This window comes from Bacteroides sp. 11BF (genome assembly GCF_019633765.1).
Classification (GTDB): domain Bacteria; phylum Bacteroidota; class Bacteroidia; order Bacteroidales; family Bacteroidaceae; genus Bacteroides; species Bacteroides hominis.
Window position 1 is genome coordinate 72,529 of record NZ_JAFKPJ010000018.1, and the last position, 25,035, is coordinate 97,563.

The window sequence follows — 25,035 nt, forward strand, 5'->3', positions numbered from 1 at the left end:
GAGTTAGTGATAGCAAAGATAAAACTTTTAAAATGAAGAAAAGGAGAAAGGGATATGAATATTCTGTTAAATAGCTCGTCCCCGGCTGCTTAGTGCTCAAAACGGATTGCCTCCCTCCACAACCAAACTATATAAAAAGCCGGAGTACAGAGAATAAATCTCCGCCTCCGGCCTTTTCTCTATATTACTTATCAACCTTTATTTATCCAGGATAGCCATTGTATCAGACGCAATCAGCAATTCTTCGTCCGTAGGGATCACCACTACCTTCACTCTTGAGTCATCAGCTGAGATAATGGCCTCTTCGCCACGAACCTTATTCTTTTCAGCGTCGAGTTTCACGCCCAGAAATTCCAGTCCTTCACAAACACCGGCACGGCAAGTTGCCTGATTTTCACCGACACCACCTGTGAACAGGATAACGTCTACGCCTCCTAAAGCAGCAGCATATGCACCAATATATTTCTTAATGCGGTAGAAATACATCTGTTCTGTCAAGATAGCCTGAGGATCACCTTTTGCAACGGCAGCCTCCAAGTCACGCATATCACTTGAACCGTTCATCATACCAGCCACACCGCTTTTCTTATTCAACAGGTTAGAAATGCCTGTAGTTGTCAAGCCTTCCTTATCCATAAGGAATGTTACAGCTCCGGCATCGATATCACCAGAACGGGTACCCATCATCAAACCTTCCAACGGTGTCAATCCCATAGAGGTATCGATACATTTGCCATCTTTGATAGCGGCGATCGAACCACCATTTCCGATATGGCAAGTAATCAGTTTCAGTCCTTCCGGTTTAATCCCCAGATATTCGCACACGCGCTGTGAAACGTAACGATGGGAAGTTCCGTGGAAACCATAACGACGTACACCGTACTTTTTGTACAATTCATAAGGAATAGCATACAGGTATGCATATTCCGGCATGGTTTGGTGGAATGCAGTGTCGAATACACCGATTTGCGGAACATTCGGCAGAATAGCCGTAATGGCATCAACTCCTTTCAGGTTAGCAGGATTGTGGAGGGGAGCCAGATCGTTGCAGGCAGCGAAAGCTTCAAGCACTTCTTTAGTCAGTAATACTGATTTACTGAAGCGTTCACCCCCGTGTACCATACGATGACCTACGGCATTGATCTCTTCAAGTGATTTGATAGCGCCATATTCCGGGCTTACCAAGGTATTCAGGATGAACTCTACACCTACAGTATGTTCCGGAATATCCTTCTCAAGGATTTTCTTCTCACCGTTGGGCAAAGTCAGTTTCAGGAATGAATCTTTCAAACCGATTTTTTCGATTCCTCCCTGGGCAATCACTTCTTTGCTGTTCATATCGAACAGCTTGTATTTGATAGATGAACTACCACAGTTCAACACTAAAACTTTCATATCTGATTTTCGATTTAATTATTTACCATTCTTTGCAGCAATCGCCTGATTGGCTGTGATTGCAATCATTCTGTATACGTCTTCAATAGAACATCCGCGTGAAAGATCGTTTACCGGGCGGGCAATACCCTGAAGAATCGGGCCTACAGCATCGGCATGTCCCAAACGCTGAACCAGTTTATAAGAAATATTACCAACTTCCAGACTCGGCACAATCAGCACATTTGCCTCACCGGCAACCGGAGAACCGGGAGCCTTGCTCGCACCTACCGAAGGAACCAGAGCGGCATCCGCCTGCATTTCACCATCGATATTCAAATCGGGTGCCATCTCTTTAGCTAATTTCAATGCCTCTACCACCTTGTCCACATTTTCATGCTTTGCCGAACCTTTAGTAGAGAAACTAAGCATTGCTACTTTCGGATCAGCTATTCCTGCTACCGCCTGAGCAGTACGCGCTGTACAAACGGCAATCTGTGCCAGTTGTGAAGCGTCCGGAACCGGAGTTACAGCAACATCCCCCATCACCAGCAGACCATTCTGACCGCATTCCGGTGCATGTGTCAACAGCAGCATAGCACCCGACACACATGTAATTCCCGGAGATGTCTTTATAATCTGGAGAGCCGGACGAAGCACATCTCCCGTAGTATTACGGGCACCCGCCAATTGTCCGTCAGCATCACCGCTTTTAATGATCAGACAGCCCAGATACAACGGATCGAGTACCAATTTACGGGCTTCTTCGATAGTCATACCTTTTTTCTTACGGAGTTCGCACAACAATTGCGCATATTCTTCTTTCTTCGGATGATTCTCAGGATCAATAATAGTGGCCCTGTTGATATTTCCGAGTCCCCATTTGGCAGCGGCAGCATTAATTTCTTCCGGATTACCCAAAAGAATCAAATCTGCAACTTCATCTGTCAAAATCTGATTGGCAGCTTTCAAGGTACGTTCTTCTGTACCTTCGGGAAGGACAATGCGCTGGCGATTAGCTTGCGCACGCGCAACGATAGAGTTAATTAAATTAAGCATAGATATTTAATATTGTATATAAATTCAGTAGGGTGTGTTATTTCACGCCGCAAAAGTACACAATATTGCAATATCAACATTGCAATTCGGGGTATTTTTTACCCCGAACCTGCAATTATTATAATATTTAACACTAACGGATTATTTCCGGAGCTACACTCTTGAAACGATCCATACACATTCCTATCGGTGCACCGATATAAGTAGGATCACATATAAGATATTTTTTACCATCCAGCAAGATGTAGTCACCCGAGATTTCTTCGTTGAACCGGACAGCCGAAGCGATATGGTTCGGATAGTCGAGCAACACAGCGTCCAATCCCATCAAGTCTTTCACCAGATTGGAGAACAAGATGGCACGGTCCTCACAGTCACAAGCCGGATAATAAAAGTTCTCGTCCATGAAGAAAGGCTTTTCATAGCCAAATTGTTCACCATCTGTCTGATATTGAAATGAATTCTGTACAAAATCAATCAGAATGTTCGCAGCATCCTTCTCTGATTTTCCCTTTATAGCTGTCTGCAAAGACGGGTAAAGGGCACTCTTCAACTCTTTGCTCATGGGTGTTTTATAGTAGACAGCAACCTCACATTGCGGATAATCTTTATAAAAGTCCATCAGGTTCTTATTGACAACCGCATTGATTTGAAGAAGAGATTTTTCCGAAGGAGACACTGTTTTACCCAACTCTTGCATACCGAACTGTGGCACAGCGTTCAAATCCATACACACCAGATTCTTGGCATTGGCAAAATCCTGACTGTAGGTATAAACAGCCATCGAACCGCCCTTATCTGCTTCAAACACATAGTACTTGACGCCCTTGAAAGTAATATACGGAACACCGAATATAGTTCCTGCCGGAGCCACCAACAACTTCAGCTTATCGTTTATTTTAGACAGACGCACCTTATATCCACATTTATTGAGAATAAACATCTGTAAAAAAGCAACATCATCTTTCCGGACAGCACCACACATTTGTACCCCTAACTGTTTAATGAACAGCAAGAATGCCCAGTCGTTCATCCGGTGCTCATTCTTCAAACGGACGCAATCGTTAATCAATTGCTCGTGATCGGCTTTACACAACCGGCTCCAAGCAGCCGCAACTTTACTCTCGCTTGTCCCCCCCAGTACAAAGTCTTCAATAATATCCGTAGCCACCTCAAACTGAGTACCATAGAACTCAATCACATTGCGACGGGCCGAACTTCCGGGCAGCGGAACCGGGATATCAACTTTCACAGGAGTATAAGGTTTACCCGGTACATAGACACCGGGTGCCGGCTTATCTGCTACCGCAGGCAGATCCGGTTTTTTAACTTCCACATTTACTTTATCCCCTACTCCCGGTCTATCGGACACAGGTATTTTGGGAGCCGCCGGCTTAATCTCTACCGGAGCAGGGACAGGTTTCTTTTTATCGAAAAGTGTCGGTTTCACCGGTTCCGGTCGTGTCGGCATTGAATCCCCCACAGAGGCATTATACTTTTGCCACGCTTCCTTCAGAAATGTGGCAAACTCTTCGTCTGCTTTATTTTTAAAGTCTTTATATTCTTTCTGCTGTTTCTTTTGGAAATTATCAAACTCCTTCTGATAGTTCACATCCTGTGCCATAGCAACGGATGGAACCAGAAAGAGTGACGCAAAAACGAAAGAAAAGTAATATTTCGTTTTCATCATAATAAGTGATTAATGATTAACGGTCAGTAGTTCGGGAACCACTATTTTATAAGTACCATATCATAAAAAGCACAACGCTGAACTGCCGGAATAGAGTACACCCACTCTAATACATTCTGATAAGTGACCTCTTTAGTAAACGGAATATCCTCTTTAGTTGCCACCATCATCATATTTATCTTCTCGCTCTCCTTGTTATGCTGTTTCTCCATACGATAGTCCACAGCATTACTGAAAGGAATCGAATATTCTTTGCCGGCTTTCAACAACGTATTGGGTTCGTAACTATTAGGATAAAGCAAAGCTCCCCCATTACTGTCGAACCAGAAAAACTTCAAGTATGAATCCGTACCATGTACAGTCAACTTACAGTGAAACACATCCCCCTCACGATAGAGTGTCTCCACCCCTTTCACTTCGAGAGCATACGAACTGTCCGGTTTATCCTCTTTCTGCACTTCGGCATCGATGGTTACTACCTTATACAAGCTGCGTGTATCTGTGTCCCAAACCTCTTCTACCTTTTTATTAGTAATATTCACCATTCCTCCGATAGCAAGCACATTCATTTGCGAATAAGCTTCGTGGAGCTCCTGTCCGTCTTCCTGGGTAATCTGCCCAAAAACAGACCACACATTCTCCATCACGCCCGCCTTTTGCAAAGCAGCTTTCTTTGCTTCCATAAAAGCACGCTCTTCCGCCTGCTTCAATGTGATGTCATCGCTGACCTGCCAACGCCCTTGTACACCTTTCACTTTTACGGGTTTCTGGGCATAAAGAGCGCTGGCAGCGGTCAATAAAAGTACAGCTAAAATTCCTAATAGCCTGTTTACGTTCATTCAGTTTGCCTTTTTATATTAAAACTCACTGAGCAAGTTTATCCAGTTCTTTAGCCAGTTCCGGTGATTTTTTAGCCAATTCTTCGCTAAGCGCTTTGACAGCAACTTTGTTCGCCGCCTCCAGACTGTAACCAATGGTAACCATTACCTCAACATTTTTATTTGGCAATGTCCTGTACACTTCCACCAAAGGAATAGTGCGCCCCAACGTTCCGCTGATAATACTTTTTCCGGCAGCTACAGCACTCGACAGGCTGGCCGCTTCTTCCTGTCCCATATCGTCATTGGCAACCTTCGATTCAATCAATTGAGTCACCTTTGTCTGAACCTGTCCGGCAATGTCAATCTTAGCAGTATTGGTTGCCTGCATAGCCGCAGCCGACTGATTTCCACCAATCACTCTTGCAGTTGCTATATACCAATATGGATTGCCATTCATATCGATTTCCATCTGTTTTTCCCATGAATTTTCCAGCTGTTTGTCCAACGGCAATTTTCCAACCGGAGTCTTGAAGCCTTCTTTTGCCAGTGCTTTCGCCTCTTTGCGGGCTTCTTTAATCGCTTTTTTCTGCAAATCTTTGTTGATTACTTTTTCGTCCTTTTGAATTGCTTTATAAGCCTTACCTGTCGCTTTTTCTTGTGCAAATGCATTTAAAGAAATCATCATTGCCAGTGTTGCAAAAACACTGATTAATAAACTCTTTTTCATGTCAATTCTGTTTTTAGTAGTTAATATTCGTTATGTATATTCGTTTTTCATTTTGCAAAAATAGATAAAGTAATCCATTTCGTTTACTTTTTCTTGATTTTTTTGTAGTTGCCCACTGTTAAAAAAGAATCTTCGTACCATATTAGTTGATACCCTAACTCTATTTTTCATAACTTTGCAACGTTTTCAAAATTCAATAGGTAATAGTATGATACGTCAGTGTGCCATTTTATTTGGCTGTTTGGCTTTGGGTGAATTGATTGTTTATCTCACGGGGATTAAGCTCCCGTCCAGCATCATCGGGATGTTGCTGCTCACCCTTTTTTTAAAATTAGGTTGGATCAAATTGCATTGGGTGCAAGGAATGTCCGACTTTCTGGTTGCTAATCTTGGTTTCTTCTTCATCCCCCCGGGAGTGGCCCTGATGTTGTATTTCGACATCATTGCGGCGCAATTCTGGCCGATTGTGGTAGCTACCTTAGTCAGTACCCTGCTGGTGCTTGTCATCACCGGATGGGTTCATCAATTAACACGTAAACTCAAATGAACTATTTAGAAAATGAATTTTTCCTGTTGGCAATCACTTTTGGGATTTACTTCTTTGCCAAGCTTTTACAGAAAAAGACAGGAATTCTGTTGCTAAATCCGATCCTGTTGACTATTGCAGTCATTATTATCTTCCTCAAAATAACAAACATCTCTTTTGAGACTTACAATCAGGGTGGACATCTGATTGAATTTTGGCTGAAGCCGGCAGTCGTAGCGCTTGGAGTTCCTTTATATCTGCAACTTGAAACCATAAAAAAGCAGCTGCTTCCCATCATTCTGTCCCAATTGGCCGGCTGTATCGTCGGTGTGATATCAGTAGTATTGATAGCCAAGTTAATGGGAGCCTCGCAGGAAGTAATTCTGTCACTTGCTCCTAAATCGGTAACCACTCCGATTGCTATGGAAGTCACTAAAACATTGGGGGGAATTCCGTCACTGACAGCAGCTGTAGTAGTATGTGTAGGTCTGCTGGGTGCTGTATTAGGTTTCAAGACCATGAAAATCATGCACGTAGGTAGTCCTATAGCTCAAGGACTCTCCATGGGTACGGCCGCACATGCCGTCGGCACCTCAACGGCTATGGACATCAGTAGCAAATACGGAGCCTATGCAAGTCTTGGCTTAACGCTCAACGGTATATTTACCGCATTGTTGACTCCAACTATTTTACGAATGTTAGGCATTCTCTAACAAAATCGTTTTATCTTTGTTATATATAAACAGTTAATTAGGAAACAAAAACTTTATGATCGCATTCAAAGATATAACGATCCAGGATAAGGATACCATCACAGCTTACACGATGAATAGTTGCCGCCGCAACTGCGACCTATCTTTTTCAAACTTATGCAGCTGGCGGTTCTTGTATCACACCAAGTTTGCCATAGTCGATAACTTTCTGGTTTTCAAATTTTGGGCCGGTGATGAACTGGCTTATATGATGCCTGTCGGTGAAGGAAACCTCGAAAAGGTATTGAACGAACTGGTTGAGGATGCCCGGCAGGAGGGCGAACCTTTTTGTATGCTGGGTGTCTGTTCGTGTATGCGCGAAGACCTTGAGGCTATCATGCCCGGTCAGTTTGGATTCACGGTTGACCGTGATTATGCCGACTACATTTATTTGCGCAGCGATCTCGCAACACTGAAGGGAAAAAAATTCCAGTCAAAGCGGAATCACATCAACAAATTTCGCAACACATACCCTGATTACGAATACACTCCGATCACCAAAGACAGAATTCAGGAGTGTCTGGAACTGGAAGCAAAATGGTGCAAAGCCAATGACTGTGACCAGCAGGAGGGAACCGGAAACGAGCGCCGTGCTTTGCTCTATGCCCTCAACCATTTCGAAGAGTTAGGATTAACGGGAGGTATCCTGCATGTCAATGGTCAGATTGTAGCTTTTACTTTCGGCATGCCGATCAATAAAGAAACCTTCGGTGTACATGTGGAAAAAGCAGATACGAATATTGATGGAGCTTATGCCATGATCAATTACGAATTTGCCAACCACATCCCCGAACAATATATTTACATCAACCGTGAAGAAGATTTGGGAATAGAAGGGTTGCGTAAAGCTAAGCTCTCATATCACCCGGAAACGATTCTGGAGAAATATATGGCTTGTTTGAAAGAACAACCTGTAGAAATGATAAAATGGTAGCATACTGATGATAAGAGAACAGGTAAAATCATTATGGAAATTGTGTTTCGATGATAGCGAAGCATTCATCGAACTCTACTTCCGGCTTCGTTATAACAACGAAGTCAACTTAGCCATCCAAAGTGGCGAAGAAGTGATTGCTGCGCTCCAAATGCTCCCTTATCCCATGACGTTTTGTGGTCAAACCGTGCCTACTTCATACATATCCGGCGCATGCACTCATCCCGACTATCGAAGCAAAGGGGTGATGCGCGAACTACTGTCACAAAGTTTTGCACGTATGCTCCGCAACGGTGTCCTGTTTAGTACGCTTATTCCCGCTGAACCCTGGTTGTTCGGTTATTATGCAAAAGCAGGTTATGCCCCGGTTTTCCGCATCTCTCACCAATCCTTCTCTCTTTCAGAATTACCTGCCGATTCGGAAACGGGCAGCATTGAGGAAGTTACAGAATACCAAGAAGATGTTTATCAATATTTGAACGGCAAATTATCAGAACGTACCTGTTGTTTACAACATACGTCCACTGATTTCAAAGTAGTTCTTGCCGATCTTGCCTTGACACAAAATACCGCTCTCGTAGCCCGAAAGGACAATCGAATAACGGGTATAGCTGTTGTCTATAAACACGATAATACCTCGTATATCAACGAGTTATTTGCTGACAATGAAGTTGTCCGGGCACAATTGCTCTGCCGGGCCGGGCTAAGGAACGGCACCGACCGGATCATTCTTCAACTTCCCCCTGTAGCCTCCCTGCCCAACGAAACATTAGGAATGGCACGTGTCATTGATGCCCGGACAGTTCTTCAGCTCTATGCAGCCAGTCATCCGGAAATAGAAATGAACATTGAACTGACCGATGAACAATTGTCAGCCAATAACGGATATTATTATCTTTGCAATGGAAAGTGCATGACCAGTGAGGTCCGCTTACCGGGAGCACACACCCGAATGACCATCGGTGAACTATCAGAAAAAATACTGTGCGAGATGCAACCGTATATGAGTCTGATGATGAACTAAACCTTTCAGTCCTGGGGAAAAAAGAGGCTCACAACAGAATTAACAATATTAATTCATCCAGTTAGTAATAAGCACACATCTTTATTATTACATATTTATAGTCACCAAAAAGAAGCCATCTTCTTCTGTGTAACCAACGGCATAAATACAATGTCTGCGTTCATCAATTGTCAAACAACGCAAGTTTAAATCTAACTGATATATCTTCTGAAGGTTGCCTTGCCAGTCAAATACTAAAATTTTTTTCCCTAACAAAGGATTCTCTTCTGCTGTTTCTCCATTGTAAATAGCATAAACGGCACTATCAGTCACAGAAACATCCTCAAAGCCATAAACCCACCCCTCATGTTCTTTTGAGATTTGCGACTTTTTGATAGGTACCTCCAGTTGCCTGGAGTACACATGATGTATTGAATCGGGCAGCCCCTTTAAATCATAGAACTGAATTAACGCACCCCTATAAGTTGCAAAAACGGCTTTTCCCCAGTCGGGAGATATCTTAAACAAAGCAGGATCAAATAGCATCTTTTGCAAATCATTCTCCGGATCCACCAGCAAATCTGACAATGCGGGGTAGTTTCCCAATTGGTTCATAATCTGGCAAGCACTATCCAATACGGCAAAACGCCTCTGTTGAAATATGCCACGCTCCCCTAGGGCGATATAATACTTACCACAAGGAATCATTTCTTTAAAATGTGTATCTTTGCTTCCTTCCATCCCCCTTAAAGAGTGACTATCACTATATTTAAAAAAGTCTCCATATTTACGATAAGTTACCAGAGCCCTTTTATTGGCACTAAAATAAGATAAAGTTCCTTTTGTCCGGTCCCATACAGTATTCAAAGTTGCATCCGAATATTCCCCCGGTCCATCTCCCCAAAGACAAAACTCTTCTTTCAATAACCCATCCGTCAAGTTTATCAGATGGAAAAGTTTGGTAACAGCCCGTTTATCTTGAACAATCAAGCAATCACCATCTATCCACATACACTCCGGATAAGAGAATAAATAATCAGTTCGTACCACCTGATAAGGAACAGAAGTAGCAGAAGTTAAATCTAACGGTAAAACAGGAATAGACACCTCCTCCGGTTGTCTTTGGCAGGAAACAACCAAGAATAATATTCCTAAAACGGCTGTAAGTTTAAGTCGCATGTCTTTTAATAGCAATATCTCCATAGTACACCAATTAAGATTAGACCCACAAATATATAACATATCCACCTATATGCCATCGCACACCCGACTTTTATAAATCAAACGTAAAAGTTTGCCTTCCATTTTTATAGATAAAAACCTGTTCTTCCCGTCCTTTGGTACAGTTTCTCAACCACAATAAGGCATTCTGCGGAACTAAAAATTCAATTTTTCTTTCCGTCGCCACTTTCCTGCCTAATGACTTCCATCCATTGATTCCGTCTTGATAGAATAACTCATAATTATCCCCGGGCCAAATGTAATTATCATCGTTACGCGGAGAGAAAACAATTCTTTCAATCGGCATACTTTCTCCCAGATCATAGGCCAGATAAGAAGATGTATCACGTGCCTGAAAATAAGTCAATATATTGCCATCTGTAACATACTCTAATTTTGCAATCGGTTCTATACTGTTTATCCTCCTCAACCGAATCTTCTCCTGACACAGTGAATCCTTAAATAGTGCCAGTTCCGCCAACTCCATTCTTTTCCCTGCCGGAGCAACATACCGCACATACCTATGCTTCTTTCTTGAAGGCGGAGTTAATATGCAATAATTAGTGGTAAGCGTATCCTCAAATTGCCATAACAGATCTGCATGTATAAATGACAAATCACTGGCAGCTTCAATCTTTGCCCCTATAACTGCTCGATAAGCCCATTCCGCAATTGTCTTTTGCTGAGGCATTTTCCGCCTTAATATAGCTTCCTCCATCAAATCGATATTGGGTTTCAGCAAAACAAACTCACCTCCCCTTTTAGATATGAACGGATATCCCGCCGGATAAAGTTTTCCTCCATCTCCCTGATAAAGAGTCTGATAAATCACATCGGGTTCTATATCCCGGAAAGTAACCTTACCTGCATTACCAAGTGCCATATCTACAGGAATCCATCCGCCGGGACTGAATATCCCTAAGTAGATGTATTGCTCTCCAGGTATTTGTATCGGTATTGTCGTATCATTACTTCCAAAATATTCAGATGTCACATCTTTCACAAATCTATTTCTAAACACAGGATACAACCGTTTATTGCCCGAAATCCCGGAGATTTTCTCAGGTTGTACGCCAAAACAATAGCGATACACCTTCCCCTTTTTCCTTCCGTCATGCCGTAAGGTATCACGTGACGCTTCAAACTCATTAAATCCGAATTGAAGAAAAGTTCCTGTTGTGTCACGCAACATCGTCCAACAATGATAATGTTGATAATCGGGTGAATAAACAAAATAGTCGGTCGCAACAGGAATTCCACAAGCACGCATAGCATATATTGTCAGGTCGCATGCTTCACGACAATAACCAATCCGATTATGATAAAGAAAAACAGCATCCAAGTGAGGTATCCGAAAATCAGTATTGTAGATGTAATACAGCTTTCTCAGTTTCCCGTCAATGATCTTAGAAGCTTCAATAACATCATCCCCTTTATAAAGAGAATCGAGTAGAGTTCCATAATCTTCATAATACAATTTACGCCAATCCGATAAAGGTTCATCGGCTATTCTGTAAGGTAATATCAGTTCGCAAAAATCATCGAACGGCAAATTTCTATTCCAAGGATATTTCCTCCAAACTTCAAAAGCCAGGTCTATATTATCTATCAAATATTCCGCTGTTATCACTTGGGCGTCATATATCTTGGAGAGAGAGTCAAAGGAAATTCTGTTCCATTTATTCTTCTCCCTTTTAGATATAGGACGCCCTTCACAAACCCCAACTAATAAATGGTGAATAGAATCAAGTTCATTTCCTTCATAAGAATACCATCCCGGCATATTACGAATTAAAAAACGAGCTGCCTCCAACTTTTCCGGATCGGTTCTATAATGTTCTAATACCTTTTCAAGCTCCACGCAATTATCGCCGGCAAATTCCAAAGCATATTCCAGCTGCTTCTCTTTCTCCGATTGACAAGCTGCCAAAGTTAAAACTAACAGGATAAACAGTATATATTTCATAGTTAAGACGCATGTTTCTTTCTATTGTGTAACATTGTTTCTTTGAAAAGTCTCAATTGATCGGGACTTTATCAATGACGGGCAGTTAAGATCATTCTAAAATTATATCGAACTTCTTTATTTTTGCAAAGCCTGTTTATACAACTTCCACAATTTATCATTATCTATTGGAGAACCGACTAATTTTATTTTGTTAGCCTTATCTATTAAAAAGGTTGTGAAGGGGACATCTTTTAGTATCTTATTCTCAGAATAAAAAGAAGATAAATTCGCAATATAATTTAACTTATAGCGTTTCATTAAATTCGCAATAGACTTATCTAATCTAACAGAATCATTCAAGACATAAATAATATCGCAATTTAATTCATGCTTATCCAAATCTAATTTATATATATACCAATCATAAACTTGCATTGCACAAGTTGTACAATCACCGGTATCGGGCATCAATATCAATATTTTAGATTCTTTCAACGTATCTGTCACACTTTCTTCAAACCAAACTTTTTGACCCCTTAAATTTTTCACGTAGTCAGTTGTATTTGCCTTGTTACTACAAGAACAAACTGCAAACAGCAAAACAAAGAAAAAATAGAAAAAACACTCAGTCTTACATCTCATATGAATAAATTTGATTATTAAATGTATCTACTGTATTAATCGCATACAATATACCGGTCTCAGAGACAGTTATTTGATTATATTTTTTATCAAACAATATACGCCTTGTCAAATTTCCATCCCAATCCCATACCTGCAACTCTGGAATAGCTCCTCCGGTATAAATAGTTTTATCAGTTTCTCCTGTATAGAATAAAGCGTAAATGTACCGAGATGTTGCTTGAACAATTCGCCAATATGGGCGATTCTGTAATTCGTGAGATTTAGAATCATCATTGTGTCGTTCTGCAACACCAACTAAACGAACTTCTTGTAGCAGTATCCCCTCTATACTATATTTACGAAGTAAATTATAGTTCTCATAAAAATCCCAAATATAAGGTTTCCCTGCTATACCAGCAGTATATTTAAAATTGAAAAAAAATTTCCTTTCATCAAACAAATCTGTAAATGGATATTCTCCAAACAATGTATATTCTCCTGTTTTTATATCATACAAAAAATGCTCTGCATTATTATTACCATCAGTATTTCCTGCCATAATATATTTACCATTATCCAAATGAACCATTTGATTAATGGCATCCGGAATAATTATGGGCTCCTTATTAATGACCTGTATACGCTGTTCTTCTAATTGGACTTCCCATTCTATATTAGAATCAAGAATAAAGAAACTAGAATCAGATACAGCGAAATAATTGCTCCGAGGACGTATGAACTCATTAGGACCTCCTCCAATGAATCCCTCAGAAAATTCATAGCGTAGGCTATCCGATGTCCAAAATGAAAAAGCAGGATTATTTTTTCGCTCAATAAGGATTACATGATTTTTATAACAATATATACCACCAGGATTCAATATTTTAGTGGAATCTATATTGTTAATATAAAATCTTGCTTGTTGGATAGGTATATCAACAACGTTTATTTCTTTTTGTGGAATTCTATTGCAACTTATCAATAAGAAAATTACAATCATATGATAAATATTTTTCATTAACCTCTACTTATTTACAAAAGTTTTTCACCTATATAAAATCAACAAATAAGAAAGACATAAAACAGTCTAAATATGATCTAAATTTTAAAGAACCAGCTCAAAGGCATATGAGCAAAAGCTAATATCAATAACTCTTCTAGCACATGTCTTTGAGCTAAGGCTAATCAAGCATCATTTCTTACATTTTCCTTTATCGGAGCAATCAACACAATCTACATCCATACAATCGCCACAATCCTTCACCGTTTTTTCACCTGAATTTTTTCCGATAAAAGAAGAATAGCAGGGAAGACGCCCTTCCGAATCAGTTTCACCTGCCGCGATAGCTTCAACATTCTCCAACGTTAATACATCCGTTATTTCATTTTCAGAGATAACATAAGACAGACTAGCTCCCAGTGATACAAAAAGTAAAATGGCAGCAAATACATAATTTTTCTTGTTTCTCATTGTATTTTCTTACTTTAGTTCATTATCATTTTATTTATTCCGTTTATCATTTCCACGGAAAAGCAATCAAATTGCCTTCTAAATCAAACTTTTTCCATAGGCTAACATTCTCCATATTTTTTTAAGGTTAACTATTAGTTTTCTTTATCAACCGCATTACCCCGAATCTTCAAACGTATTGGAGAGGTGGGAGTATTACAATATACAGTAATGGTCTTCTCAAAATGTTCGGGATGCTCTGCACGGTAAGTAACCTGAATATCGGCAGACTTCCCCGGAGACACAGGCTCCTTGCTGTAAGCAACAGATGTACAGCCACACGAAGCATTTATGTCCTCGATAATCAGAAGATGATTGCCAAGATTCCGCAAACTAAAAGTAGCGGTTCGGGGAGTTTTCCAATCAAAATCGCCCATTTCATCGAGGTTTTTATCCAAAACCACTTTTGTTTGAGAAGAGGTAGCGACTCCGGTTTGCTGTCCGGCAATAATTTGCAAATAAAGGTCACGCACCTTTTTATTATGGACAGGATTACCAATCGCAATCACCCTGTTCTGACTATCCAAAAGGAAAGTTTGAAAGTTCACATCCGAAGGAAAATGATTCAAAGCATCAAAACCTCCCTTTTCATCGATAAAAACCGGATAAAGGAATCGATCTCTTTTCAATAGAAAAGAGATTTCATTTTTGTTTTTCGGATGGAAAGCAAAGAGAAAAGATACCTTTCCATTGGCCATTGTGTCGACCATAGAAATGAAATATTTCCATGTAGGAAGTTGCAATTTACAACTGGTGCAGCCCACCGAATCCACGTAAGTCATTATGGTATATTCATTTTGGGGAAATGAATAACCGGCACTGTCCTTTCCCAAAACATTGAATGTCATATCAGCGGGATAGACAATCGTTCTACCTTCCCATTCGTGGATCAAACGGGATATTTGCTGCTCTTTGGTCTCTTTACATGAGTAAAGTGCCATCAGAAAGCATAAATAGCCGATAAGTTTAATAGCCCGTCCCATTATTCTTCACGGTATACTACCTCAACTTTCAGATATGTGAACGGACAGTCCACAGATCCGTCACCGATACAGGCTATATCTCCATCGGGGAACGACTCTCCTGTAGCCAAAGCTTCCACATTTTGCAATAGCAAACCGGCTTCTTGTACCTTTCCTTCTTTTCTCACAGAAACAAGACCTATTAGCAATAGCCCGATAAGTCCAATAGTAATTTTTGCGTTTTTCATACTCTATGTTTTTGTTGCAAAGGTATGGCTTATCTCGGCCACCGCCAGTGAGAAAGACTGATTTCTCACTGATTTTTCACTGATTTCTTACTATTTTCTGAACGAAAGTGGAGTTGATAGCCTCCATTTACCAAAGTAACACCAAGATTAGCCCCTATTTTCCTTAAATCAGTACGTAAATCAGTAATCAGTCGGTTCCTGCGTTCCATACAAGAATCTACATCCTCTAATTCTTTCCAGAATAGTTTTTTCAAATCTTCATTCAACAGCAAATGGCCGGGTGCTTTAAGAAATGCCAGCAATACCTCAGCAACTTGTTTTCGGAGTATACAAGTCTGTTTACGATAAGTGATACTCCTCTCCAGATAATCAAATGTAAGTCCATTGACTTCCCAAACAAATTCACTTTTTTGTTGAACAAGCGGTTGCGACGACTTAACATGATTATCTACTATTCTGAACTTAGATAAAACTTGAACAAGAAAAAGACGAACACCCGGAACATAAAACAAACAAAAGATCAGTGAAAAAAGAACATAGCTCCAAGTCCAGATATTATTCCAATGCGCTTTTAAAACAACGGTCGCCCAAAAAGGTCTTATAAAAGCATCCATTTTTATACCATAACCGACCCCTGTACTATAGGCTAATAAAAAACAATCGGGTTCATTTAGCCCACTCGATGCCGATATCCGCTCTCCGTTCTTTAGAGAATTTGTTAGTTTTATTCCGGTCTTAGCACAGATTCCATCCATACGAAGTTTCAACTGCCATTTCTGATTCAGAGAATCCACATTAATAGAGTTTCGCTCTATAAGGTAAGATTGTTTAACTCTCTGCACAAAAGATGTATCCGTATAAACAGTATCAATGGCAAATTGACGTACATTGTGAGTCCCGCTCTTATCTGTAAGGGTTACTTTCTTATTCTTTGTATGTTTCTTTCCGGTAACGTACGCCTGATTGGGTTTCAATTTTCGGAATCTACATTCCAAGTCTTCATCAATTGTACACAACAAGAGTTTTTGTGCACTTGCATTTACAATAGGCAGACCCATACGATAAAGATAGGATCCAAAAGTAATTGTAACCCCTATCCAAAGTAAAGCAAATAAGATACTATAGATAAATTTCATTGTTCATCATTTTCTTTTGCAAAGAAAATCAAAAAAAGAGTTGATTGCAAATAAAATATAATTTTTCTACCTCCAGTTTCATCTATAAATCTTATCAATAACAGTCCGGCATTATCCAACTGAGCCACATGCAAATACACTATTGATTCATTACTCTTCACACAATTTCCCAAAGACCTTTCCCCCTGCACAAATAAGGAAGAGACCAACTTGATTTCCCCCATATCATAAACCTTTATGAACAAGATAATTACCATTTTTCATACGATCTTTACTCCGGCCCGCATACGTGGGCTCATGGGCCCGCATACCGGGGCTTATCGGCCCACGTACCCGGGCTCATGGGCACAGACATGCGGGCCCAGATAAGATTCAGACCATTTTCGCTAAAGATACTAAGGAAAACAAAATGCTTTTATAGGTATAAGCAGAAAGAACAGCCCACCCATCGTGCTATATATAAATAGATTACGCTTATTTCCTTTACTAAAATGAAGGGTGGAAGATGGAAGATAGGGGTGGAAGATAAAAGCCCTTAAAAACAGCATCTTCCACCCGCTAAGAGTCTGTTTATCAGAACCAAAATTCTTAAAAGGTGGAAGATGGAAGATCGAAATGCATTTTTTGTATGAGAGCGTGATATTTAGCTTTCCTTTGTCAGCAGACTTTCAAGTTCTTCAGCACTCTGGCGAAGATAAAACTGTCCGCGCCATGCTACAGAAATTGCTCCGGTTTCTTCGGAAACGATAATGGCTAAAGCATCCGAGACTTGAGATATGCCCATTGCTGCCCGATGACGGAGTCCCAGTTCTTTGGGTATATCCAAATTATGTGACACAGGAAGAATACATCCGGCAGCTTTGATACGCTTCTTACTGATTACCATTGCACCGTCATGCAAAGGACTGTTCTTAAAGAAAATGTTCTCTATCAGGCGCTGGTTGATATTGGCATCGATAATCTCACCGGTACGAATGACATCGTCAAGAGGGACATTACGTTCCATCACGATCAAGGCCCCCACCTTCTGCTTTCCCATACTGATACAGGCCATCACGATGGGCATGATATCATCATGCTGAAGTTTTTCTTTTTTATTTCCGGTAAGGAAACGTACCAAGGCACTGGCATGTTGATGCGAACCGAGCGTGAGAAGGAAACGCCTGATCTCATCCTGAAACAAAACGATCAGTGCCAATACTCCCACGCTTACCAACTTATCGAAAATAGAACCGAGGAGTTTCATCTCGAGCACTTGCGAAACAACCAGCCAGATAAGGATAAACACCAGAATACCGGTAAACACATTGATAGATCCGGAGGCTTTCATCAGCTTGTATGTATAGTAAAGCAGGAAAGCCACCAACAGGATATCAATAAAATCTTTTATGCCAAATTCAAAAAACACGGATTAAAATATTAAGAGTTAAATATTCGGATATCAGGAATGAAACGATACGCTTTTCAGTTTTTCAATCAACCGGACCGCCTCCACTGCTTCACGTACATCATGGACACGTAGTATATCGGCTCCCTTCATCAATGCCACCGTATCGAGCACAGTCGTCCCGTTGAGTGCCTCTTGCGGAGTAGCTCCGAACAAGCGATAAATCATCGATTTGCGCGAGACTCCTACCAACAAAGGCAATTCGAAGATACCGAACTCCTCCAGATGTGCCATCAGTTCGTAATTATGCTCCAGTGTTTTGCCAAAACCGAAACCGGGATCAAGAATAATATCTTTCATCCCCAAATCACGCAACTGCCGGACTTTCCGTGCAAAATACATAAAAACCTCTTTCAACAAGTTTTCATAGTGGGGTTCCTTCTGCATGTTCTGGGGAGTGCCCTGCATATGCATCATGATGTAGGGAACGTTCAGACGGGCTACGGTTGGGAACATCTGCTCGTCCATCTCACCCGCCGAAATATCGTTGATAATGGCGGCTCCATACTCCTCGACACACTGCCGCGCCACTTCGGCACGGAATGTATCCACGGAAATAATAGCATCCGGGTGATTACGGTTCAATATTTCCAGCCCGGTACGCAGCCTTTGCATCTCTTCTTCCGGTGAGATATGCTCGGCATTGGGACGTGACGAATAAGCACCGATATCAATAATTGATGCACCTTCATCCAATATCTGACATGCACGCGCAGCGATCTCGGCTTCAGTCCGGCTACGGCTGCCTGCATAAAAAGAATCGGGCGTGACGTTGAGTATTCCCATGACCTGCGGAGTGGAAAGATCGAGTAAACGTCCGTTTACATTCAGACTTTTGAGAATCATTGAATCCATTTTCTGTTTTTACAGTTGATTGTCGCAAAGATAAAGAAAAATAAATGTCCCTATGCTATCTGCACACTAAAAATAAAGTTATCTTTGCAGGTATCAAGACTACTGAAACAATGTTTATCAAATTATGCCGTCACATCATATTACCTATACTGGTTTTGTTCTGCTTTCAATATCAGACAAGAGCTGAACACACGCTTACAAAGACGGACAGCGTTTTGCGTAGCTACTTCTTAAAATGTAAGGCAGAAATCAACAGTCCGGCCTTCCTGCAAATAAACGATACCCTTGCCCGCCTGTCAAAACAGAAAAAGGACAGACACATGGAAGCTGTTGCCGCTTCGCTGAAGCTGGACTATTATTATTATAAAAATGATCTCGACAGCATTCTGATTGAAGTAGAGAACGTGAAAAAGATAAGCAAACAGAATGGTCAGTTGAAATACTTCTATTTTGCCTGGGGAAGCCGGCTGATTACTTATTACATAAAGCAACATCAAACCAGTACGGCCATTTATGAGGCGCAAAAAATGCTCCGGTCGGCCGAAGCTGATAATTTCATCCCCGGAATCGTACAGTGTTATCGGGCATTGGGAACCATTTATATGACTCAGTCGAATCCCAAACTGGCATATGAGAATTTCAAAAAACAAATAGAGCTTATCGAGCAAAACGGAATAGAAGACATCAACCTGCCTACCCAATACGCATCGCTTGCCCAGTGTGCCCTTGAATTGCACCAACCTGAGGATGCCAAAAAAGCGCTGGACGAAGGAAGCAAAAAGATAAAAAGTGCCTATCAGAATTTTACAATAAACAAGGCTTACATTCTGTACTACATCGAAACGAAAGAATACGACAAAGCGAAGAAAATACTTCGGAAGATGGAACAACTATTCGAAGAAGACAAAACACTTACCATTTACAGAAACGGATTATACTATGTACAAACTGAGTATTACCTGGCTACCGGAGAATATAATAAAGCGCTCGAAGTGATCGACCGGATCAAAGCCGACTCTCTCTTTTCAAACAAATACTTGAACTACAGCATCACTCAAAAAGAAGGAAATATTTACTGGGCAATGAACGACAGAGCACGGGCGGCCCAATTTTACCGGGACTACATCCTGGCTACCGATTCGATACGCACCCAGGAAATACAGAACTCTACCAGTGAGTTCTACGCCATCCTGGAGGTAGAACAGTTACAGAAAGAAAAAAGCGATTTGCTGCTTCACATGCAAGAGGAAAAGCTACAGACTATTTATACAATCCTGATCTCACTCGTTGTCGTCCTGTTAGTAGTAGCAATGATGTTCTGCCGCATTTCTAAACTGAATCAGAAATTAAAGAAGTCGGAAGCAATTGTGGTGCAACAGAACAAGGAATTGACAGAAAACGGTGAGGAGCTGCGCAAAGCCAAAGAACGTGCGGAAACTGCAAGCCAGATGAAAACAACATTCATCCAAAGTATGTCACACGAAATACGTACGCCGTTGAATGCGATTGTAGGATTCTCGCAAGTACTGAGTGCTTACTTTAAAAACGAAGATGAAACAAAAGAGTATGCCTCTATCATAGAGACAAGCAGCACTAACTTATTGCGGCTTGTGAGTGACGTACTCGACATTTCGTATCTTGATCAGTCGGAAGAATTGCCATACAATAAACCCGACGACATCAACAATTGCTGCCAGACAAGTATCGAGCGGTCAAGAGATTCTGTGAAACCGGGGGTCAGCCTTTACTTTGAGCCACAATGCAGACAGCTCACCATATTGACTAATCCGACAAGAGTAGCGCAAGTACTGACCCATTTGCTACACAACGCAGCTAAATTTACGGATAGAGGAAGCATTATTCTGGCCTATACTATAGCGGAAAGTCCAAGCCGGATCATATACACCGTTACCGATACGGGAAAAGGCATTCCTGTAGAACAACAGGAATATGTATTCGAGCGTTTTGCCAAACTGAACGACTTTTCTCAAGGTACCGGACTGGGACTCCCGATATGCCGTATTATCGCAGAAAAGTTAGGTGGCAGCCTCATCATAGATAAGAACTATACAGGAGGATGCCGTTTTATCTTCACCCTTCCTTTGATCCGGGCCAATGTGTGAAAAGAAAAAGGTTGCCCCTCAGGCGGAAACCGCCCTCGGAGCAACCTAAACAAAAAAACGGTAAAGCGTTACCGCTACTACTCAACAATGGTTACTCTTGCACCATTGAATACATTCAACCCCAACTTGTTCATGATGTATTTAATGGCCAACTGTGCTTTCACTGAGTTGCCCGAACCATCCAAAGGAGGTGCAAAGGCAGAAATACCGAATACGCCCGGCAATACCCCCATCACACCACCACCTACACCGGTCTTGGCAGGAATACCAGAAGTATACATCCAGTCACCCGAATGTTCGTAGAAACCTACGGTGGCAATCATAGAAGTGATTTTAGGAGTCAGTTCGGCATCGAACACCTGCTTCTTGGTAACAGGATTCACACCACCATTGGCAACCGTACCGGCAGCCACCGACAACATCTGTGCAGTAACTCCCAAAGAGCACTGACGGGTATAGAGGTCGAGCGACATATTCGGATCATCATAGATACGGTTATAATTCTTCAGCAGCCAGGCAATGGAACGGTTGTTGAAGTTGGTAGCTGTTTCCGACTTATAGAGTTCTTCAATCAGCTGTGGAGCAGAGCCGCAAAGATCGGTAATATTCTGTACAATCGCATCCCACTTCTTATCGGAATTACCAACCGGCGTCACCATGGAACAAGCAGAGATGGCTCCGGCATTGACCAACGGAGTAGACGGATGATCATTTTCCAATAAGATGGCAATGATAGAATTGAAAGGCAGTCCGGTAGCATCCGCTCCAATCATTTCCAACACCTTCTGCGCCCCGTATTGACGGAGAATCAGAATGGCTGTATGTACTTTAGATACGGATTCGATACCGAAACGATAGTCAAAATCCCCTACGGTAATAGTTTGACCATTCAGCAAACAGACACTGATACCAAAAAGGTTCTTGTCAATATTAGCAAGATAGGGAATATAATCGGCATTCTTACCACCGGTATTACCCTTGACTTGCTCATAGGCCTGTTGTACTACCTCTTTTATTTGGGAAATAGATATTTTTTTGTCCATACCAATAATGTTATTTATTTCTTAGCAACTTGCGGTTTACCGGTATGGTTAAACACTTTGGTTTCTACCGGCAGATTCTTTTCCTGGGCGATACGGGTGGTTGTCGGGTATTCCAGTTTTTCAAGTTCGGTAATAGCATTCTTGATATCTCCCAACAGCATATCGGCCATATCCCGGCTGAATCCCTGACGAACTACCACACGCATAACCACATAATTCTCCAGTTTAGAAGGCAGTGTATATGCCGGAACCATCCAGCCGTGCTGAGCCAGTTTATCCTGCAAATCATAAAGAGTCCATTTGGCGTTCTTTGCATATTCCGGTTTCATGTACCAGATAAACAACGGGTTCACTACATCTTCAGAGTAGTTGACAAACGGAGCCATCTTAGCGATCTGGCTGTGGATATATTTAGCTATTTGCAGAGAGTTATACTGTACTTCCTTGTAACCCTGGAATCCTAAACGGATGAATTGATAATACTGTCCCAGAATCTGAGCAGCCGGACGTGAGAAGTTCAAACCTACCTGAGTAATGTTAGCTCCTAAATAGTTTACGCTGAAAGCCATTTCTTCGGGCAGATATTCTTTACCTTTCCAGACAACCCAACCTAAACCCGGATATACAAGACCGAACTTATGACCGGATACACTGATAGAGAGTACCCATTTCAGGCGGAAGTCCCACTTGGTTTCCGGATACAGGAACGGAAGGATAAAACCACCGCTGGCAGCGTCTACGTGGATAGGAATGTCATAACCGGTCTTGGCGTTATAAGCATCGAGGGCTTTGTCAAGCGCTTCAACGTCGTCATTCAGGCCTGTCCATGTAACACCCTGGATAGGAACTACACAAATTGTATTTTCATCACACATCTTCAAGGCTTCTTCCGGATCGAGTGTGGTCTTGTCCAATGTCAGAGGAACCTGACGCATCTCAATTTGCCATAACTGCGCAAATTTCTCCCAAACTACCTGAAAGCCGGTTGAAATCACAAAGTTTGGTTTGTCAAACGGTTTGCCCTGTGCCTGACGTTTTTTACGCCAACGCAGCCAAGCTGCAACACCACCCAACATACAGGCTTCTGAAGAACCGATAGCCAACGCACCTGTCTTCCAGGTATCTTTCTCCGGAGAATTCCACAAGTTGGCTACAATGTTGATACATTTACCATTCATTACGGCAATACGCGGGTATTCTGTCTCGTCAATATAGTTGATATTGATAGCTTCATTCATCAGCTTCGTTGCATAGTCATCCATATAAGTAGTCACGAATGTAGCAAGATTCAGACGGGGCTGAGTTTGAGCAAAAGTTTCGTCCTTCACCATCTGGTAGGCGATTTCCGGAGTCGTAGGTCCATCAGGTATTTTCTCCACCGGAGAGGGTTGCAACATTTTGTTTGAACCAAATACATCGGTTTTAGCATCACCTTTTCTGAAATTTAAATCTTCCATAATTACTCTTATTTTTAATTAGGTTTAGGCGATGGGGATTTTCCCCGTCGAATTTCCCACAACAACATCGAAGGGATATGAAAGTTCTTCGGTTTTACATTATTTGGCGTTTATTAAAAAGGGAGGGAAACGGAAAAGTTAATAAGTTATCTTCAATCCTGCAGGAAGATATCCCAACACACTTTCTGCTGCTTAGATGCCGAACATTCTAACGAATCGTTTGTTCTTCACACACCTAAACTTTATAATACCTATACAACTATGCGTATTCAAACTGGCCAAGGGACTATACCCCTTATCACCCTTATCGGCATCTGGTCTATCTCGGCCCTGAATGCCCTACCCGGTCTGGCGGTTTCTCCTATTTTGGGGAAGCTATCCGTCATCTTTCCACACTCCACCGAACTGGACATACAGATGCTTTCATCTCTGCCCTCACTACTGATTATCCCATTTATCCTTCTGGCGGGCAAACTGACCGAGCGGGTCAATTTCATACATCTATTACAAGCCGGGCTTGCCATCTTTGCCTTAAGCGGAATACTTTATCTACTTTCGGGACAAATGTGGCAACTGATTGCTGTAAGTGCTTTACTGGGAGTAGGATCGGGGCTGATCGTTCCGTTGTCCACCGGCCTGATCTCAAAATACTTCACCGGTTCATATCGTGTGAAACAGTTCGGATTAAGTTCCGCCATTACGAATATAACCCTTGTAATAGCTACGGTGGTCACCGGATATCTGGCTGAAGTCAACTGGCATCTGCCATTTGTGGTCTACCTGTTGCCGATTGTCTCACTTATCCTGTCAGTATATCTGCAACGCAGCATGGCAAGCGAAGGAAGCACCTCACTTACCAATGATAAAGATACGGCAAGCCAAGAGGAGGATGTAGATACGGGAAACAGTAAATACGGCATTCATATCCGCCATCTTGCAGGAATCATGTCTGTTTACGGGCTTGCCACCTTCCTGGTACTGGTAGTCAGTTTCAACCTGCCGTTCCTGATGGAAGAATATCATTTCACCAGTGGTAACTCCGGCATTATGATCTCACTCTTTTTTCTGGCCATCATGGCTCCCGGCTTCTTTTTAAGTCGCATCGTTGGTACACTGAAGGAGAAAACTAAATTCTACAGCTTCCTCAGTATCGGCATCGGGCTGGCACTGATCTGGATCTCACCCAAAGAATGGATGATAGCTCCGGGATGTATCTTGGTAGGATTGGGATACGGAGTCATTCAACCTGTTGTCTACAATCAGACAACCCACACGGCAATCCCCCGCAAAGTGACATTGGCATTGGCATTTGTGATGGCGATGAATTACCTCGCCATCCTGTTGTGCCCTTTCATTATCGATTTCTTCCAGTCGACCGTGTTTCATATCAAATCCCAACAGTTTGCTTTTGTATTCAATTTATGTATCAGCATTGTGATGCTCGTCATTTCTTATACCAAACGAAATTCGTTCCTATTTAATGATAATCTGAAATAGAAAATGTAATTTTGCAGCAACAACAGAAGAGGGTGTTACTAAAGTCTGTGATGAGCTTTTGCAACATCCTCCGTAAAA

The 25,035-nt window shown here is 41.6% G+C and carries 24 protein-coding genes; 6 read left to right on the forward strand and 18 right to left on the reverse strand.

What is annotated here, in order from left to right; all coding sequences use genetic code 11:
- Positions 1-198: 198 nt before the first annotated feature.
- The 5 genes from JZY04_RS17300 to JZY04_RS17320 form a co-directional block, all read right to left on the reverse strand.
- Entirely contained in the window at positions 199-1,395 is a 1,197-nt protein-coding gene (locus tag JZY04_RS17300) for an acetate kinase (protein ID WP_122142910.1), read from the reverse strand.
- 18 nt (positions 1,396-1,413) lie between these two features.
- Positions 1,414-2,433 (reverse strand): phosphate acetyltransferase, encoded by a 1,020-nt coding sequence (gene pta, locus JZY04_RS17305; protein WP_005810809.1) that lies wholly within the window; start codon positions 2,431-2,433, stop codon positions 1,414-1,416.
- Between the two features lie 133 nt (positions 2,434-2,566).
- Positions 2,567-4,120: a hypothetical protein gene (locus tag JZY04_RS17310; RefSeq protein WP_181996446.1), complete on the reverse strand. Its 1,554-nt coding sequence runs from the start codon at positions 4,118-4,120 to the stop codon at positions 2,567-2,569.
- A 44-nt stretch (positions 4,121-4,164) separates the two neighbouring features.
- The gene (locus JZY04_RS17315; protein ID WP_005778994.1) at positions 4,165-4,962 is read right to left on the reverse strand and encodes a DUF4384 domain-containing protein; all 798 of its coding nucleotides are present in this window, start codon (positions 4,960-4,962) and stop codon (positions 4,165-4,167) included.
- Between the two features lie 25 nt (positions 4,963-4,987).
- The gene (locus tag JZY04_RS17320) at positions 4,988-5,671 is read right to left on the reverse strand and encodes a hypothetical protein (RefSeq protein ID WP_005778995.1); all 684 of its coding nucleotides are present in this window, start codon (positions 5,669-5,671) and stop codon (positions 4,988-4,990) included.
- 208 nt (positions 5,672-5,879) lie between these two features.
- Between JZY04_RS17320 and JZY04_RS17325 the strand changes: the two genes are divergently transcribed.
- The 4 genes from JZY04_RS17325 to eis are packed head-to-tail and all read left to right on the forward strand — an operon-like array spanning position 5,880 to position 8,907.
- On the forward strand, positions 5,880-6,218 hold the full coding sequence (locus tag JZY04_RS17325) for a CidA/LrgA family protein (RefSeq protein ID WP_122142912.1): 339 nt from the start codon (positions 5,880-5,882) through the stop codon (positions 6,216-6,218).
- A complete protein-coding gene (locus JZY04_RS17330) occupies positions 6,215-6,910 on the forward strand; it encodes an LrgB family protein (RefSeq protein WP_005778997.1) in 696 nt (231 codons plus the stop codon). Before JZY04_RS17325 ends, JZY04_RS17330 begins: the two co-directional genes overlap by 4 nt.
- A 55-nt stretch (positions 6,911-6,965) precedes the next feature.
- Positions 6,966-7,883 carry a DUF2156 domain-containing protein gene (locus JZY04_RS17335; protein WP_005778998.1) on the forward strand — a complete coding sequence of 306 codons (918 nt, stop codon included), beginning with the start codon at positions 6,966-6,968 and terminating at the stop codon, positions 7,881-7,883.
- Positions 7,884-7,890: 7 nt separating this feature from the next.
- Positions 7,891-8,907, forward strand: coding sequence for an enhanced intracellular survival protein Eis (gene eis, locus JZY04_RS17340; RefSeq protein WP_122142913.1), 1,017 nt, complete (start codon positions 7,891-7,893; stop codon positions 8,905-8,907).
- A gap of 87 nt (positions 8,908-8,994) precedes the next feature.
- Here the strand turns inward: eis and JZY04_RS17345 are convergent, their stop codons facing one another.
- From JZY04_RS17345 to folP, 11 genes are all read right to left on the reverse strand, one after another.
- Positions 8,995-10,089 (reverse strand): BF3164 family lipoprotein, encoded by a 1,095-nt coding sequence (locus tag JZY04_RS17345; protein WP_182007626.1) that lies wholly within the window; start codon positions 10,087-10,089, stop codon positions 8,995-8,997.
- 70 nt (positions 10,090-10,159) lie between these two features.
- Positions 10,160-12,073 carry a discoidin domain-containing protein gene (locus JZY04_RS17350; protein ID WP_122142915.1) on the reverse strand — a complete coding sequence of 638 codons (1,914 nt, stop codon included), beginning with the start codon at positions 12,071-12,073 and terminating at the stop codon, positions 10,160-10,162.
- Between the two features lie 117 nt (positions 12,074-12,190).
- On the reverse strand, positions 12,191-12,604 hold the full coding sequence (locus JZY04_RS17355; protein ID WP_147347883.1) for a hypothetical protein: 414 nt from the start codon (positions 12,602-12,604) through the stop codon (positions 12,191-12,193).
- Between the two features lie 82 nt (positions 12,605-12,686).
- Entirely contained in the window at positions 12,687-13,697 is a 1,011-nt protein-coding gene (locus JZY04_RS17360; protein ID WP_122142917.1) for a hypothetical protein, read from the reverse strand.
- 174 nt (positions 13,698-13,871) lie between these two features.
- Complete coding sequence (locus tag JZY04_RS17365) at positions 13,872-14,150, reverse strand: NVEALA domain-containing protein (protein WP_122142918.1); 279 nt, start codon at positions 14,148-14,150, stop codon at positions 13,872-13,874.
- 134 nt (positions 14,151-14,284) lie between these two features.
- Positions 14,285-15,172, reverse strand: coding sequence for a DUF1573 domain-containing protein (locus JZY04_RS17370; protein ID WP_122142919.1), 888 nt, complete (start codon positions 15,170-15,172; stop codon positions 14,285-14,287).
- The gene (locus tag JZY04_RS17375; RefSeq protein WP_005801623.1) at positions 15,172-15,399 is read right to left on the reverse strand and encodes an NVEALA domain-containing protein; all 228 of its coding nucleotides are present in this window, start codon (positions 15,397-15,399) and stop codon (positions 15,172-15,174) included. Before JZY04_RS17375 ends, JZY04_RS17370 begins: the two co-directional genes overlap by 1 nt.
- Positions 15,400-15,464: 65 nt before the next feature.
- A complete protein-coding gene (locus tag JZY04_RS17380) occupies positions 15,465-16,535 on the reverse strand; it encodes a response regulator transcription factor (protein WP_122142920.1) in 1,071 nt (356 codons plus the stop codon).
- The gene (locus tag JZY04_RS17385) at positions 16,532-16,759 is read right to left on the reverse strand and encodes a hypothetical protein (RefSeq protein ID WP_005811873.1); all 228 of its coding nucleotides are present in this window, start codon (positions 16,757-16,759) and stop codon (positions 16,532-16,534) included. Before JZY04_RS17385 ends, JZY04_RS17380 begins: the two co-directional genes overlap by 4 nt.
- Positions 16,760-17,178: 419 nt before the next feature.
- Positions 17,179-17,943: a diadenylate cyclase CdaA gene (cdaA, locus tag JZY04_RS17390; RefSeq protein WP_005779023.1), complete on the reverse strand. Its 765-nt coding sequence runs from the start codon at positions 17,941-17,943 to the stop codon at positions 17,179-17,181.
- Between the two features lie 33 nt (positions 17,944-17,976).
- Entirely contained in the window at positions 17,977-18,837 is an 861-nt protein-coding gene (gene folP / locus JZY04_RS17395) for a dihydropteroate synthase (protein WP_122142921.1), read from the reverse strand.
- A 110-nt stretch (positions 18,838-18,947) separates the two neighbouring features.
- Here folP and JZY04_RS17400 point away from each other — a divergent pair, with 110 nt between their 5' ends.
- Entirely contained in the window at positions 18,948-20,960 is a 2,013-nt protein-coding gene (locus JZY04_RS17400) for a HAMP domain-containing sensor histidine kinase (RefSeq protein WP_181996444.1), read from the forward strand.
- 77 nt (positions 20,961-21,037) lie between these two features.
- On the opposite strand, the gene glsA is transcribed toward JZY04_RS17400, so the two are convergent.
- Positions 21,038-22,003, reverse strand: a complete 966-nt coding sequence (gene glsA / locus JZY04_RS17405; RefSeq protein ID WP_005811878.1) for a glutaminase A — start codon at positions 22,001-22,003, stop codon at positions 21,038-21,040.
- A gap of 14 nt (positions 22,004-22,017) precedes the next feature.
- Complete coding sequence (locus JZY04_RS17410; RefSeq protein WP_005779031.1) at positions 22,018-23,460, reverse strand: glutamate decarboxylase; 1,443 nt, start codon at positions 23,458-23,460, stop codon at positions 22,018-22,020.
- A gap of 261 nt (positions 23,461-23,721) precedes the next feature.
- Between JZY04_RS17410 and JZY04_RS17415 the strand changes: the two genes are divergently transcribed.
- Positions 23,722-24,957, forward strand: coding sequence for an MFS transporter (locus JZY04_RS17415; RefSeq protein ID WP_005779036.1), 1,236 nt, complete (start codon positions 23,722-23,724; stop codon positions 24,955-24,957).
- The last annotated feature ends 78 nt before the right edge of the window (positions 24,958-25,035 follow it).